The 15302-nt window shown below is 70.7% G+C and carries 9 protein-coding genes; 5 read left to right on the plus strand and 4 right to left on the minus strand.

The window, feature by feature from the left end:
• The first annotated feature begins 33 nt into the window (after nt 1-33).
• The 5 genes from ACIHIX_RS40485 (at nt 34) to ACIHIX_RS40505 (ending at nt 10566) form a co-directional block, all read left to right on the plus strand.
• Nucleotides 34-1416 (plus strand): alpha-amylase family protein, encoded by a 1383-nt coding sequence (locus ACIHIX_RS40485; protein WP_399965468.1) that lies wholly within the window; start codon nt 34-36, stop codon nt 1414-1416.
• A gap of 92 nt (nt 1417-1508) precedes the next feature.
• Nucleotides 1509-2909: a glycoside hydrolase family 30 beta sandwich domain-containing protein gene (locus ACIHIX_RS40490; RefSeq protein WP_399965470.1), complete on the plus strand. Its 1401-nt coding sequence runs from the start codon at nt 1509-1511 to the stop codon at nt 2907-2909.
• Between the two features lie 144 nt (nt 2910-3053).
• Nucleotides 3054-8480: a pullulanase-type alpha-1,6-glucosidase gene (gene pulA / locus ACIHIX_RS40495; RefSeq protein WP_399965473.1), complete on the plus strand. Its 5427-nt coding sequence runs from the start codon at nt 3054-3056 to the stop codon at nt 8478-8480.
• Nucleotides 8481-8557: 77 nt separating this feature from the next.
• Nucleotides 8558-10177 (plus strand): SpoIIE family protein phosphatase, encoded by a 1620-nt coding sequence (locus ACIHIX_RS40500; protein ID WP_399965475.1) that lies wholly within the window; start codon nt 8558-8560, stop codon nt 10175-10177.
• Nucleotides 10178-10218: 41 nt separating this feature from the next.
• Nucleotides 10219-10566 carry a 5-carboxymethyl-2-hydroxymuconate Delta-isomerase gene (locus tag ACIHIX_RS40505; protein WP_399965477.1) on the plus strand — a complete coding sequence of 116 codons (348 nt, stop codon included), beginning with the start codon at nt 10219-10221 and terminating at the stop codon, nt 10564-10566.
• Here the strand turns inward: ACIHIX_RS40505 and ACIHIX_RS40510 are convergent.
• The 4 genes from ACIHIX_RS40510 to ACIHIX_RS40525 all read right to left on the minus strand — a co-directional run bounded on the left by ACIHIX_RS40510 (nt 10563) and on the right by ACIHIX_RS40525 (nt 15219).
• On the minus strand, nt 10563-11252 hold the full coding sequence (locus tag ACIHIX_RS40510) for a TetR/AcrR family transcriptional regulator (RefSeq protein WP_399965479.1): 690 nt from the start codon (nt 11250-11252) through the stop codon (nt 10563-10565). The two genes, ACIHIX_RS40505 and ACIHIX_RS40510, sit on opposite strands and share 4 nt — an antisense overlap.
• Nucleotides 11253-11308: 56 nt before the next feature.
• Nucleotides 11309-12325 carry a PDR/VanB family oxidoreductase gene (locus ACIHIX_RS40515; protein ID WP_399965481.1) on the minus strand — a complete coding sequence of 339 codons (1017 nt, stop codon included), beginning with the start codon at nt 12323-12325 and terminating at the stop codon, nt 11309-11311.
• Complete coding sequence (locus ACIHIX_RS40520; RefSeq protein ID WP_399965483.1) at nt 12325-13227, minus strand: metal-dependent hydrolase; 903 nt, start codon at nt 13225-13227, stop codon at nt 12325-12327. Before ACIHIX_RS40520 ends, ACIHIX_RS40515 begins: the two co-directional genes overlap by 1 nt.
• Nucleotides 13228-13296: 69 nt before the next feature.
• Nucleotides 13297-15219, minus strand: a complete 1923-nt coding sequence (locus ACIHIX_RS40525; protein WP_399965485.1) for a hypothetical protein — start codon at nt 15217-15219, stop codon at nt 13297-13299.
• Between the last annotated feature and the right edge of the window lie 83 nt (nt 15220-15302).

A 15302-nucleotide genomic window follows, 5' to 3' on the forward strand; every position in this document is an offset into this window, starting at 1 on the left:
AGGGAGCCCGGCCGTCACGCAAGGAGCCCCCACGTGATATCGAGATGGTCAGCTGGCGCGTCTGTCACCGCGCTCGCCGCAGCCGCGGCCCTCATCGCCCCCGCCACCCCCGCCGCCGCCTCCCCGCCCGGCACCAAGGACGTGACCGCCGTCCTGTTCGAGTGGAACTTCGCCTCGGTCGCCAAGGAGTGCACCAACACCCTCGGCCCCGCCGGTTACGGCTATGTCCAGGTCTCCCCGCCCGCCGAGCACATCCAGGGCTCGCAGTGGTGGACGTCGTACCAGCCCGTCAGCTACCGGATCGCCGGTCGCCTCGGCGACGCCACCGCCTTCAAGAGCATGGTGGACACGTGTCACGCGGCCGGCGTGAAGGTCGTCGCCGACACGGTCGTCAACCACATGTCGGCGGGCAGCGGCACCGGCACCGGTGGGTCGTCGTACACCAAGTACAACTACCCCGGCCTGTACTCGTCCGCCGACATGGACGACTGCACGTCGACCATCAGCGACTACACCAACCGCACCAACGTCCAGAACTGCGAACTCGTCGGCCTCGCCGACCTGGACACGGGTGAGGAGTACGTCCGCGCCACCATCGCCGGCTATATGAACACCCTGCTCGGCTACGGCGTCGACGGCTTCCGGATCGACGCGGCCAAGCACATCCCGGCGGCCGACCTCGCCAACATCAAGTCGCGCCTGTCCAGCACCTCCGTGTACTGGAAGCAGGAGGTCATCTACGGCAGCGGCGAGGCCGTCCAGCCCACCGAGTACACGGGCAACGGGGATGTGCAGGAGTTCCGTTACGCCTACGACCTCAAGCGCGTCTTCAACAACGAGAACCTCGCCTATCTGAAGAACTACGGCGAGGGCTGGGGCTACATGAGCAGCTCGGTCGCCGGCGTCTTCGTCGACAACCACGACACCGAGCGCAACGGCTCCACGCTGAACTACAAGGACGGGGCGAACTACACCCTCGCCAACGTCTTCATGCTCGCCTACCCGTACGGCGCCCCGGACATCAACTCCGGCTACGAGTGGTCGGACACGGACGCGGGACCGCCCAACAACGGCTCGGTGACGGCCTGTTGGCAGGACGGCTGGAAGTGCCAGCACGCCTGGCCCGAGATCATCCGCATGGTCGCCTTCCGCAACGCCGTGCGCGGTGAGTCCGTCACCAACTGGTGGGACAACGGGGGCGACGCGATCGCCTTCGGGCGCGGCAGCAAGGGGTATGTGGCCATCAACCACGAGTCGAGCAGCCTGAGCCGCACCTACCAGACGTCGCTGGCCGCGGGTACGTACTGCAACGTGCAGAACAACACGACGGTGACCGTGAACTCCAGCGGACAGTTCACCGCCACCCTGGGCGCCAACACCGCGCTCGCGATCTACAGCGGCAAGTCGAGCTGCTGAACCTCCCCTGGGGAACGTGGGATTGACGCTCATGGAGTGTCGTCCTACGTTCTCCGGTGTCAATGGGAGCGCTCCCATGGAGGGATGGCGAGATGCGCGGCAGATTCAGCACCTGGACGGTGACGTCGCTGGCGGCCCTACTGGCGGTCGGCAGCACGGGCGCGGCTCACCCGCGGGCGGCGACCGTCACCGGCACGGCCACCGTCGACGGCTCGGCCACCTATCAGCCCATCGACGGGTTCGGCTTCTCCGAGCACTTCGGGCGGGCCGAGATCATGCACGGCTCGCAGGGCTTACCGGCCGCGAAACAGCGCGAACTCCTCGACCTGCTCCTCAGCCGCAGCACCGGCGCGGGGCTCAGCATCCTGCGCCTCGGCATCGACTCCGGCATTCAGCCGACCGACCCCGGCGGGCCGAACGCGACTCCTCAGTACGTCTGGGACGGCGTCGACAAGGGCCAGGTGTGGCTCGCCAAGGAGGCCAAGGCGTACGGCGTCAACCGCTTCTACGCCGATGCCTGGACCGCCCCCGGCTATATGAAGACCAACGGCACCGACGCCAACGGCGGCACCCTGTGCGGCCTTTCGGGCGCCGACTGCGCGAGCGGGGACTGGCGGAAGGCGTACGCGGACTTCCTCGTCCAGTGGGCGCGGTTCTACGGCCAGGAGGGCGTCCGGATCACCGACCTCGGCTTCACCAACGAACCCGACTGGACGGCGACGTACGACTCCATGCGGCTCACCCCCGCGCAGGCGACGGAGTTCGTGAAAGTGCTCGGGCCGGTCGCGAACGCGGCCGGGTACAAGGTGGCCTGCTGCGACTCCTTCGGCTGGACCCAGCAGAAGGCTTACACGAGCGCCATCGAGGCCGACCCGGCGGCCCGGAACCACGTCTCCACCCACACCGGGCACACCTACGCCAGCCCCGTCGACGGTCCGCTGCCCACGCGGAAGCGGACCTGGATGTCGGAGTGGTCGCCCAACGGCACCACCTGGAACGAGAACTGGGACGACGGCAGCGGCTACGACGGCTTCACCGTGGCCTCCGCCGTCCATGACGCGCTCACCAAGGGCAACGCCAGTGGATACGTGTACTGGTACGGCGCCTCGGTCGGGGCCACGCGCGGGCTGATCCAGATGGACGGCGAGACCTTCCACGCATCGAAGCGGCTGTGGGCGCTCGCCGGGTACAGCCGGTTCGTCCGGCCGGGTGCCGTCCGTATCGGCGCCACGGCCGCTGACGCCGACCTCAGGCTGTCGGCGTTCCGCAACACCGACGGCACGCTCACCGTCGTCGCCCTGAACGCGGGCACGAGCGACCAGCAGGTTTCGTACAGCCTGCGGAACACCGGGATCGCGACCGGGACCGCCACCCCGTACCTCACCGACGGCTCCCGCAGCATGGGCCGGCAGACGGCCGTGCCCGTGCGCGGGGGAGCGCTGACCGCGACGGTGCCGGCCCGGTCCCTCGTCACCTACACCATCAGGCGATGACGGGGTCCGGCGGGCGGGCGACCGGAACAAGTCCCCTGAAAGGTCTTTCCGTTACTTTCAAGACTCTTGCTGTAAGCCTTACGGCGGCGATACGGTCGCGCGGGGTCGGACCCACGTAGAGCCGTAATCGCAAGGAGTCCATCTGTGATACCGAGATGGCTGACGCCGTTCAGGGCAGGCCCTGGGCGCCGCACCGCCCACGTCGGACGGGTCGCCGCGGTCACCGTCACCGCGCTGGCCGCAGCGCTCGTCCAACCCCTCGCGGCGCGGGCGGACACACCGCCCCCGCCGCCCTCGGACGCGAAGCTCGCGGCCGAACCCGCCCGGCACGACTCCACCCGCGAGCAGTTCTACTTCGTGCTCCCGGACCGTTTCGCCAACGGTGACACCGGCAACGACGAGGGCGGCCTCACCGGTTCGCGCCTCGCCACCGGCTACGACCCCACCGACAAGGGCTTCTTCCAGGGCGGCGACCTCAAGGGTCTGACCAAGAAGCTCGACTACATCAAGGGCCTCGGCACCACCTCCATCTGGATGGCGCCGATCTTCAAGAACCGGCCCGTGCAGGGCACCGGCGCCAACGCCTCGGCCGGCTATCACGGTTACTGGATCACGGACTTCACCCAGGTCGACCCGCACTTCGGGACCAACCAGGACCTGGAGAACCTCATCGCCAAGGCGCACGCCAAGGGCATGAAGGTCTACTTCGACGTCATCACCAACCACACGGCCGACGTCGTCGACTACGAGGAGAAGTCCTACGACTACCTCTCCAAGGGCGCCTTCCCGTATCTGACGAAGGACGGCGAGCCCTTCGACGACGCCGACCACGCGGACGGCACCGAGGACTTCCCGGACGTCGACGCGGACTCCTTCCCGCGCACTCCGACCGTGAGCGCCGCGCAGAAGGACGCCAAGGTCCCCTCGTGGCTCAACGACCCGACGATGTACCACAACCGGGGCGATTCCACCTACGCGGGCGAGTCCACCACCTACGGCGACTTCTCCGGCCTCGACGACCTGTGGACCGAGCGTCCCGAGGTCGTCAGCGGCATGGAGAAGATCTACGAGAAGTGGGTCAGGGACTTCGACATCGACGGCTTCCGGATCGACACCGTGAAACACGTCGACATGGAGTTCTGGACCCAGTGGGCCACGGCCCTCGACGCCTACGCCGCCCGGCACGGCCGCGACGACTTCTTCATGTTCGGCGAGGTCTACTCCTCCGACACGTCGATCACCTCGTCGTACGTCACCCAGGGCCGCCTCGACGCCACGCTCGACTTTCCCTTCCAGGAGGCGGCACGGCAGTACGTCTCCCAGGGCGGCAGCGCGCAGAAGCTGGCGGCGCTCTTCGGTGACGACTACAAGTACACGACCGACAAGGCCAACGCGTACGAGCAGGTCTCCTTCCTCGGCAACCACGACATGGGCCGCTTCGGGTACTTCCTGAACCAGGACAACCCGAAGGCCACGGACGCGGAGTTGCTCGCCAAGGACGAGCTCGCCAACGAGCTGATGTTCCTCAGCCGTGGCAACCCGGTCGTCTACTACGGCGACGAGCAGGGCTTCACCGGCTCCGGCGGCGACAAGGACGCCCGCCAGACGATGTTCGCGTCGAAGACCGCCGACTATCTCGACGACGACGAGATCGGCACCGACCGCACGCACGCGAGCGACGCCTACGACACCGGCGCGCCGCTCTACCGGCAGATCAGCGCCCTCGCCAAGCTCCGCAAGGCCAACCCGGCCCTCACCGACGGCATCCAGACCGAGCGCTACGCGGCCGACGGCGCGGGGATCTACGCCTTCTCCCGCACCGACGCGAGGACCGGCCAGGAGTACGTCGTCGCGTTCAACAACGCGGCCGAGGCCAAGTCGGCGACGTTCGGGGCCGGTTCGGCGGCCACGGCGTACAAGGGCGTCTACGGCACCGACGACTCGGTGAGGTCCGACGCCGACAAGAAGCTCACCGTCACCGTCCCGGCCGGTTCGGCGATCGTCCTCAAGGCGGCGGCCAAGCCCGCCAAGGCGGCCACCGCGCCGACGATCACCCTCAAGGCCCCGGCCGCCGGCGCCACCGGCACGGTCACGCTGTCGGCCGACGTCGACGGCGGTCAGCTCAACCGGGTCGTCTTCGCCGCCCAGGTCGGCAACGGCAAGTGGCGGACGCTCGGCTCCGCCGACCACGCCCCCTACAAGGTCACGCAGGTCGTCGGCGAGGACGTACCGGCCGGAACGGCCTTGCGTTACAAGGCGGTTGTCGTCGACTCCCAGGGCCGCACCGCGAGTGCCCTCGCCGCGTCCACCACCGGCACCCCGCCCGCCGAGGAGGTGCCCACCGCCACCTCCCGCGACTACGCGATCGTCCACTACAAGCGCGCGGACGGCGACTACGACGACTGGGGCCTGTACGCCTGGGGCGACCTCGCCGACGGTGAGGCCACCGACTGGCCGAACAGCCACCCCTTCACCGGCCGGGACGCCTACGGCGCCTTCGCCTACGTCAAGTTGAAGACCGGCGCCTCCGACGTCGGCTTCCTCGTCATCGACAAGGACGGCGACAAGGACGTCTCCGCCGACCGCTCGATCGACGTCACCAAGACCGGCGAGGTCTGGATCGAGCAGGGCAAGGCGGACGTCCTGACGGAGAAGCCGGACTACCCGGCGCAGGACAAGACTAAGGCCGTCGTCCACTACCACCGCGCCGACGGGAACTACGACGGCTGGGGCCTGCACGTCTGGACGGGCGCCGCGAACCCCACCGACTGGTCGAACCCGCTGAAGCCGGTGAAGACTGACGCCTATGGCGCGGTCTACGAGGTACCGCTCACCGAGGGTGCCACCAGCCTCAGTTACATCATCCACAAGGGCGACGACAAGGATCTGCCGTCCGACCAGTCGCTGGACCTCACGGCCGACGGCCATGAGGTGTGGCTGTTGAACGGCCAGGAGAAGTACCTGCTGCCGCAGCCCGCGGGCTCCGCGGCCGCCCTCGACCTGACCGCCGCCAAGGCGGTCTGGATCGACCGGAACACGGTCGCCTGGAACGGCTCCGACGCCGCCGCCTCCACCCAGCTCCTCTACAGCCGCGACGGCTCGATCGCCGTCAAGGACGGGGCGCTGACCAGTGACGACGAGCGCTGGCTGCGGCTGACCAGAACGGCGCTCACCGACGCCCAGAAGGAGAAGTTCCCGCATCTGAAGGCTTACACCGCCTGGACCGTCGACCCCCGGGACCGCGACCGGGTCCGCGAGGCGCTCAGCGGCCAGGTCGTCGCCTCCCAGCGGGCCGCGAACGGCGCCGTCCTCGCGGCGACCGGCGTCCAGATCGCCGGCGTCCTCGACGACGTGTACGCGAGTGCGACCAAGGCCGACCTCGGCCCGACCTTCGACAAGAGCGGCCGACCCACGCTGTCCGTGTGGGCGCCGACCGCGCAGAGCGTCTCGTTGGAGCTCGACGGCTCCACGGTCAGGATGAAGCGCGAGGCCAGAACCGGCGTCTGGTCCGTCACCGGCCCGAAGTCCTGGAAGGGCAAGGAGTACCGGTACGTCGTCAGGGTCTGGGCGCCCAGCGTCCAGAAGGTCGTCACCAACAAGGTCACCGACCCCTACTCGGTCGCCCTGACCACCGACTCCGAGCGCAGCCTCGTCGTCGACCTCGACGACAGGTCGCTGGCCCCGTCGGGCTGGACGTCGTACACCAAGCCCAAGGCCACCCCGCTCAAGGACGCGCAGATCCAGGAGCTGCACATCCGGGACTTCTCGGTGGCCGACAAGACGGTCCCCGCGAAGGACCAGGGCACCTACCTCGCCTTCACCGACAAGGGCAGCGACGGCTCCCGGCACCTGAAGGAGCTGGCGAAGTCGGGCACCTCGTACGTGCACCTGCTGCCCGCGTTCGACATCGCCACCATCCCCGAGAAGAAGTCCGACCAGGCGACGACCGACTGCGATCTCGCCTCCTACGCGGCCGACTCCGACAAGCAGCAGGAGTGCGTCGCGAAGATCGCCGCGAAGGACGCCTTCAACTGGGGCTACGACCCGTACCACTACACGGTCCCCGAGGGCTCGTACGCCACCGACCCGGACGGCACCGGGCGCACGGTCGAGTTCCGCAAGATGGTCAAGGCACTGAACGACGACGGTCTGCGGGTCGTCATGGACGTCGTCTACAACCACACCGCGGCCGGCGGCCAGGCCGACACCAGCGTCCTCGACCGGATCGTGCCGGGCTACTACCAGCGGCTGCTCGCCGACGGCTCGGTCGCCAACAGCACCTGCTGTGCCAACACGGCGACCGAGAACGCGATGATGGGCAAGCTGGTCGTCGACTCGATCGTCACCTGGGCCAAGGAGTACAAGGTCGACGGCTTCCGCTTCGACCTCATGGGCCACCACCCGAAGGCCAACATCCTGGCGGTCAGGAAGGCCCTGGACCAGCTGACGCCCGCCAAGGACGGCGTCGACGGCAAGAAGATCATCCTGTACGGCGAGGGCTGGAACTTCGGCGAGGTCGCCGACGACGCCCGCTTCGTCCAGGCCACCCAGAAGAACATGGCCGGCACCGGCATCGCCACCTTCTCCGACCGTGCCCGTGACGCGGTGCGCGGTGGCGGGCCCTTCGACGAGGACCCGGGCGTCCAGGGCTTCGCGTCCGGTCTCTACACCGACCCCAACTCCTCGAAGAACAACGGCACCTCGGCCGAGCAGAAGGCCCGGCTGCTGCACTACCAGGACCTCATCAAGGTCGGACTGAGCGGCAACCTCGCGAAGTTCACCTTCACCGACACCGACGGCAAGGAGGTCACCGGCGCCGAGGTCGACTACAACGGCCAGCCCGCCGGCTACGCGGACGCCCCCGGCGACGCCCTCGCCTACGCCGACGCGCACGACAACGAGTCGCTGTTCGACGCGCTGACGTACAAGCTGCCCGCCACGACCAGCGCGGACGACCGCGCCCGGATGCAGGTCCTCGCCATGGCGACGGCCACCCTCTCGCAGGGCCCGTCCCTCTCCCAGGCGGGTACCGACCTGCTGCGCTCCAAGTCCCTGGACCGCAACTCCTACGACAGCGGCGACTGGTTCAACGCCATCCACTGGAACTGCGCGGACGGCAACGGCTTCGGCCAGGGCCTGCCGATGGCGGCCGACAACGAGTCCAAGTGGTCTTACGCCAAGCCCCTGTTGGCACAGGTCAAGGTCGGCTGCACACAGATCGGCGGGGCCTCGGCGGCCTATCAGGACCTGTTGCGGATCCGGTCGTCGGAGGGTGTCTTCTCCCTCGGCTCCGCCGCGCAGGTGCAGTCGAAGCTGTCCTTCCCGCTGTCCGGGAAGGCGGAGACGCCCGGCGTGATCACCATGGAACTCGGTGACCTCGTCGTGGTGTTCAACGCGACGCCCGAGAAGCAGGAGCAGCGGATCGTTTCTCTCGCGGGCCGGGACTACGCGTTGCACAAGGTGCAGGCCACGGGCGCGGACTCTACCGTCAAGTCCTCGTCGTACGAGCCGGAATCGGGCACGTTCGCCGTTCCGGGTCGCACTGTCGCCGTGTTCTCCCGCACCGCCTGACGGCGCACTACCTTGGGTGGGGCGGCCCCGGCTCTCGGGGTCGTCCCACCCCTTCGTGTCCCGAGAGGCTGACGGTCATGAGCGGGTTCGCCGAGCAGACGGACACCACCGTGCTGGTCGTCGACGACGTCGCGGCCAGCCGCTACGCCATGGGCGCGGTACTGCGGCGCGCCGGGCACCGGGTGGTGCCGGTCGCCAGTGCCGGTGAGGCGCTGATCGAGCTCGACGTACGGCTGCGGGCGGGCACCCTGCCCGATGTGGCGCTGGTCGACGTCGGGCTGCCGGACATGAACGGCTTCGAGCTGTGCCGCCGGGTCAAGGCCCAGCCGCTCATGGCCACCCTGCCCGTCGTCCACTTCTCCGCCGCCGCGGTCGCGCCCCGGGACCGGTGCCGGGGGCTGGACGCGGGCGGCGAGGCCTATCTGACCGTGCCCGCCGAACCGCAGGAGATCCAGGCCGTCGTGGGCGCCGCGCTGCGCGGGGCACGGCGGAGGTCCGGCGCGGAGACGCTGGTGCAGCGGCTGACCCTGCTGTCCGAGGCCATCCTCACGGTGCAGGCGGCGCGCTGCCCCGAGGAGCTGGCGGACGCGGCCGGCGAGGGCGCCTCCCGGCTCACCCGGGCGCCCGCCGTCGTCTTCGTGATCGGACCGGAGGGCGAACTGCACCGGGGCACCTCCCACGGCCGCCCCGCCCGCGCCCTGCCCGACGCCGGTGCGCACGACACGGTGGCGCGGCTCGTCGCCCGGATCAGCGAGGGCCGCTCCGGAGTGCACAGCCTCGTCGTGCCGGCGCCGCTGTGGCCCGCCGGGTTCTTCCGGCCCGGCGTCGAGGAGGACGCCCGGCTCGCGGTGGCCGTGACCCGGCACGGACGGACACCGGTGTGCGTCGCCACCCCCGCCCGCCGGACCGCGACCGGCGTCCCCGCCGACGACGGCCTCGTCGCCCGGCTCGCCGAGGCCACCGCGCTCGCCGCCGAACCGCTGCTCATGTACCAGGCCGAGCGCCATGTCGCCCTCACCCTCCAGCACAGCTTTCTGCCCCGGCCGCACCGGCTGCCCCGCCTGCCGGGCCTCGACCTCGTCGCCCGCTATGTGCCGGCCTCCCGGCAGGCCGAGATCGGCGGGGACTTCTACGCCGCCCTGCGCACCCCCGAGGGCGCGCTCACCGCGGTCGGTGACGTCGTCGGGCACTCGCTGGAGGCGGCCACCGTCATGGTCGAGATGCGGCACGCGTTGCGCGCCTACAGCGTCGAGGAGAGCGACCCGGGCGTGCTCGCCGAGCGGCTCGACCGGATGCTCCAGCACTTCCACCCCGACGCCACCGCCACGGTCTGCCTGGCCCTCGTCGACCCGGCCACCGGCCGCACGCTGATCGCCAACGCCGGCCATCTGCCGCCGCTCGTGGTGCGGGCCGCGGGTGGTGCCGAGTACGCCCGCGTGTGCGGCCCGCTGCTCGGCCTGGGCCTCGACCGGCCCGAGCCCAGCGAGCTCCGCCTCACGCCCGGCGACCGCCTCCTCATGGTCACCGACGGTCTCATCGAGACCCGCGGCACCGACCTCGCCGTCTCCCTCGACCAGCTCCGCACGGCCGCCGCCGACGCCCCGCCCGGCCTGCACGCCCTGTGCGACACCCTGCTCGGCTGCTTCGGCCACGACCGCGAGGACGACATCGCGATGCTGGCCCTGCGCCTGGAGTGAGACGGTTAGGGTGACCTGGTTGACCTAGAACAGGAGTACCCATGCCGCAGATCACCGTCGACTACTCCCAGACGATCACCCCCGCCTTCGACCGGGCCGGTTTCGCCCGGGCGTTGCACGAGGCGACGGTGGAGATCGCGGCGGCGAAGCCGGAGGCGTGCAAGACGCAGTTCCGGGCGAGCGAGTTCACGGCCTTCGGATACGAGGAGGACGGCCACGCCGTGGTCCATGTCACCCTCGGTCTGCTCGCCGGGCGCACCGACGAGACCAAGGCGAAGCTCACGGAAGCGGTCCTGGAGCTGCTGCGCAAGCACATCGAGGACCAGGGCGTCGTGCTGCACGCCTCCGCGGAGGTGCGCGACCTGGACGCCTCCTACCGGAAGTTCTAGGACGCCAGCGCGATCAGCCGGCCCACCAGGTCGGCGAACGGCCCGTCGGTCGGCTCGTCGCGGAGCACGACACGCATCAGCGCGCCCATCTCCTCGTCGTAGGCGGCGCTCACCGCGGCGAGCGCCGCGAAGTCGTGCACGAGCTGCGCCTCCAGCTCGCCGCGCGGGACGCGCCGGCCGTCCAGCCAGATCAGGGCCGTCGACTCGGCGAGCGAGATCCAGGAGCGGACGACCAGTTCCAGCCGCGCGGGTGGGTTCGTGACGCCCAGATGCGACAGGATCTGTTCGTACGCGGCCTGCCGTACCGAGTCGATGAGCGCGTTGGTGGCCGAGGAGCCGACGGCCGGGCCGCCGCGCATCAGGGCCGCGAAACCGGGCCCGTGCTCGTCCACGAAGTCGAAGAAGCGCCGCATCACCCGCAGCAGCCGGACCCCGAGCGGCCCTTCCCGCGGTTCGACGAACCGGCCCGCCAGGTCGTCCGCCGCCCGCTTCAACGCGGCCTCGTACAGGCTGAGTTTGCCGGGGAAGTAGTGGTACACCAGCGGACGCGAGATGCCCGCCGCGGACGCTATCTCGTCGATGGACACATCATCGGGCGAGCGCTGGCTGAACAGTTCGAGGGCGACGCCGATCAACTGCTGCCGCCGTTCCTCGACTCCCATTCTTCGCCGTACCCCGGTAGTCATGCGAACACCTTACCGATCGGATCCGGCCCGGAACGGGCCGGTCCGACCAACGGCGTTCACATGTCCAGCACAAGTCGCTCACTTCGTGCCCGCGAAACGCAGATGAGCATCGAGTCGCCGCGCTCCCCGTCCGTCAGCAGCTCGTCGCGGTGGTCCACCTCGCCCTCCAGCACCCGCTGTTGGCAGGTCCCGCAGAAACCCTGCTCGCAGGAGTAGAGGGTGTTCGGTAGCTCCGCACGCACGGCCGCGAGGACCGTCGAGTCGGCGGGGACCTTCAACGTCCGCCCACTGCGCCGGAGTTCGAGTTCGAAGGCGGTGCCGGGTGCCGAGGCGCGCGGCGTGAACCGCTCCACGCGCACCTGCGGATACCGCTCTTCGACCGCCGCCATCAGCCCCTCGGGCCCGCAGCAGTACAGGGCTGCACCCTCGGGCACCTCCAGCGCGTCGAGATCGGGCACCCCGGTGACGACGGTGACCCGGCCGTCGAGCCGCTCCAGTTCGGCCACGAACGGCATCGACTCCCGCGACCGCCCGCAGTACAGCAGCCGCCACTCGACGCCCTCGGGCAGGGCCCGCAGCATCGACAGGACGGGAGTGATCCCGATGCCGCCCGCGACGAAGACGTACGACTCGGCCGCGACCAGCGGGAAACGGTTGCGCGGCCCGCGCACCTCGACCTCCGTGCCCTCGGCCAACCGCTCGTGCACCTCGCGGGAACCGCCCCGGCCGTCCTCGACCAGTCGGGTCGCCACGGTGTACGAGGAGGTGTCCGCCGGGTCCCCGCACAGCGAGTACTGCCGTACGAGGCCCGACGGCAGCACCAGGTCGAGATGCGCGCCGGGCTCCCAGCGCGGCAGGTCGTGCCCTTCCAGGCGCAGTTGTACGACCCCCTCGGCGACCGTCTCGCGCGAGGTCACCAGCAGCCTGAGCGCCCGCGACCGGGGCCGCCCGGAGACCGGCTCCTCCAGGGCGGGCATCGGCCACAGCGGAGAGGCCTGGACACGGCGGCGCATGGCCCGGCGGGCGAGCAGCGCGGCCCCCGCGACGACCGCCACGGTCAGCGGCTTCGGCATCACGCGGCACCCTTCTCGGCACCCTTCTCGGCGGCCTTCTCGGCGGCCAGCGCCGCGGGGGACCGGTCGAGATAGGCGACGGCCTGCTCGGTGCAGCCCTCCTGGGAGGGGTGGTAGTCGCGGCTCAGATAGCGCGGTATCGACCGGAGCAGGTCGCCGGTGCCCGGCAGTACGCCCCGCCGGCCCCGGACGTAGAAGTCCTTGAAGCTCGCTCTGCCGTCGATGAGCGTCGGGTCGTTCGCCATGAAGAACCGCGCCCCGCGCTGCCACAGGAACACCAGTGCCGCGAAGGCCAGCGCCCAGGTCCGCACCCGGCGCCGGTAGCCGCCGTCCACGTGCTGGAAGAGCTCGAAGGCGACCGACCGGTGCTCGACCTCCTCGGCGCCGTGCCAGCGCAGCAGGTCCAGCATGGTCGGATCGGCGCCCCGCCGGTCCAACTCGTCGGCGTTCAGGACCCAGTTGCCGAGAAAGGCCGTGTAGTGCTCGATGGCCGCGATGGTGGCCACCCGCTCCATGAGCCACCACTTGCGCGCCCGGCCCGGCGGCAGCGTCCGGTCGCCGAGCAGCTTCCCGAAGAACCAGTCGATCTGGGCGGTGTACGGCGTCGGATCGAGGCCCTGCTCCCGCAGGTGCGGCAGCACCTCGTCATGGGCCTGGGAGTGCATGGCCTCCTGCCCGATGAACCCGATGACGTCCTCGCGCAGCCGCTCGTCGCGGATGTACGGCAGCACCTGCCGGTAGACGTGCACGAACCACCGCTCACCGGCGGGCAGGAGCAGATGCAGCACATTGATGGTGTGCGTGGTGAAGGGGTCGCCGGGCACCCAGTGCAGCGGGGTGTCGTCCCAGGAGAAGGACACCTTGCGGGCCTTGAGGTGCACCCGGTCCTGCGTGTTAGACATGGCGTCAATGTACTGACGAGTAGGACCGAGAGGAAGTCTCGTGCGGTGACTTGTTGACGCCACTGTCAGCTAGCGCAGTCCGTTGATCGCCCGCCCGCTGTTCAAGGTCCCCCTCAGCTCGGCCCGGGCGCCGTCCTTCGCCTTCACGGCCAGCAGGTTCCCCTGGGTCGAACCGCTGACGGCCCCGGTCGCGCTGATCGACGCGGTGTTCCTGCCGCCGGCCGCCAGCAGGTACCAGGACCCCGTCCCCGACTTCCACAGCACACCGGCCAGCACGTTCGGATCGCGCGGACCGCACGCCGGGACGTTCTCGGCCTGCGCCGCGACCGCTCCGTACGTCCCGCCCGGCGTGCGGAACTGCGCCAGCACGCGCGTCCCGCCGCCCCGCCAGGTCTCCGCGCGCGTGCACACCCACTGCGCCGCCCCGCCCGCGTCGGGCAGCCGCTGGTCGGCGTACGCCCACGCGTTCACGGTCCGTACGCCGGCCGAGCGCATCACGCCCAGCGAGCAGGCGTACGGCGCCCAGGTACGCAGCGCCTCCGCACCGGACGCCTCGTGCGGCGCGCCGGGGCGGCCGGTGGTGAGGCGGGCCGGGACCAGTTCACCGAGGTCGCTCAGCAGCCGGATGCCGGAGCGGTCCGTCAGCTCCAGCACGTTCCAGGACGTGCAGCTGCCGTTCTGCTGCGCCGAACCGGCCAGCGGCGAGGTGACCCCGCTCGTCAGCGTGAGGTCCATCGCGCCGGAGCCGGGCTTGAGGAGATCACGCTCGGCCGCCTTCGTCACCCAGGGCGCCAGCAGATAGCGGACGTTGCCGTCGGCCCGGCCCAGCACGATCGCGCTCGCCTCACCCGGGGTCGCCCCGTCGACCCGCGCGAAGTCGAGGGCGGCGCCCTCGGTGCCGTCCTTCGGCTCGGCGTAGCGGGCGATGCGCAGACCGTCGTAGAGGATCACCACGCGCGCGTTGTCGACGAGCCCGGCGTACAGGAGCTGCGGCGGTCCCGAGGGGCCGCCGGACGGGGTGCCGGGGGTCGCGGAGACGCGGACGGTCTCGCCGGGGCGGGCCCAGACGGCCAGGGCGCGGCGCAGCAGCGCGGTGTCGTGGGCGAGGCCGCCACGGGCGGGCCAGACGGAGAAGTCGTTGCGGGAGGCGGCCTCCCAGGCGGTGGCCGGGACCCGGGTCAGCTGGGCGGGGTCGAGCGCGGCCCGCGCCGACGGGTTCTGTGCGTACACGGGCGCCGCGGCACCGTCGGGACCCCAGCCGTCGCCCGGCAGGGCGAGCAGCGCCCCGCACACGGCGACCGCCGCCGCGGCGGCGAGCGCGGCCCTCTGATGCTGCCTGCGGCGCATCAGATCGGTGGGGCGGGCCTGGAGCGAGCAGGGGTCGAACTCGGGGGAGTCGAGCAGGGCGTACTCCGCGGGCACCTCGGCGGCCTCTTCCAGCGCCGCCTCCGCGTCCGTCGCGCCCGCCTCGGTCAGCACCCGGCGGACATCGCCGTCCGGGAGGCGCTCCAGGCCACGCAGCACATAGGCGGCGCGGGCCTCGCCGGACAGGGCCGACAGCCGCTGGTCCAGGGCGAGTTCATCGGCGCCGCCCGACCGCGGGAAGAGCCTGAGGCCCCACACCTGAGGGAGCAGCGGCGGCAGTTGGGAGCGCTTGGGCCATGCACCGCGGGTCAGCGGCAGGCCCGCCTCCAGCGCCGTACGCAGCACCTGGAGGCGGACGAAGGCGTACCCCGGGTCGCCGTCGCGGCCGGTCGACTGGGCCGGGATGGCCGGTGTCGAGGCACGGCCGCGCGGCAGGGCACGCTGGACGAGGGCGTGCGCGGTCAGGACGCGCCGGTTGCGGCCGAGGCTCGGCGGCAGCACCAGGTAGGCCAGCCGGACGAGGCGTGGGTAGTGCTCGACGAGCGCGGCCTCGGCCTGTTCGACGTCGACGAACGGCTCGGCGGAGGCGGACGGTGCGGGGCGCGGGGCGACATCCTGTGACTGCACGTTCAGCAGAACGAGCGAATCGTGCGTTGGTCACCGCCACCCGAACGCTCCGCTGGAAGCGCCGCGACGGGTTGTTCTTCGTG

It is taken from the genome of Streptomyces sp. NPDC051913, assembly GCF_044593635.1.
Taxonomy (GTDB): Bacteria; Actinomycetota; Actinomycetes; order Streptomycetales; family Streptomycetaceae; genus Streptomyces.

What these genes read in the sequence shown, in the direction of transcription:
- ACIHIX_RS40500 (WP_399965475.1), top strand. Translation starts at nt 8,558, where the DNA reads ATGAGCGGGTTCGCCGAGCAGACGGACACCACCGTGCTGGTCGTCGAC.
- ACIHIX_RS40490 (WP_399965470.1), top strand. Translation starts at nt 1,509, where the DNA reads ATGCGCGGCAGATTCAGCACCTGGACGGTGACGTCGCTGGCGGCCCTA.
- ACIHIX_RS40515 (WP_399965481.1), bottom strand. Translation starts at nt 12,325, where the DNA reads ATGCCGAAGCCGCTGACCGTGGCGGTCGTCGCGGGGGCCGCGCTGCTC.
- ACIHIX_RS40505 (WP_399965477.1), top strand. Translation starts at nt 10,219, where the DNA reads ATGCCGCAGATCACCGTCGACTACTCCCAGACGATCACCCCCGCCTTC.
- ACIHIX_RS40510 (WP_399965479.1), bottom strand. Translation starts at nt 11,252, where the DNA reads ATGACTACCGGGGTACGGCGAAGAATGGGAGTCGAGGAACGGCGGCAG.
- ACIHIX_RS40520 (WP_399965483.1), bottom strand. Translation starts at nt 13,227, where the DNA reads ATGTCTAACACGCAGGACCGGGTGCACCTCAAGGCCCGCAAGGTGTCC.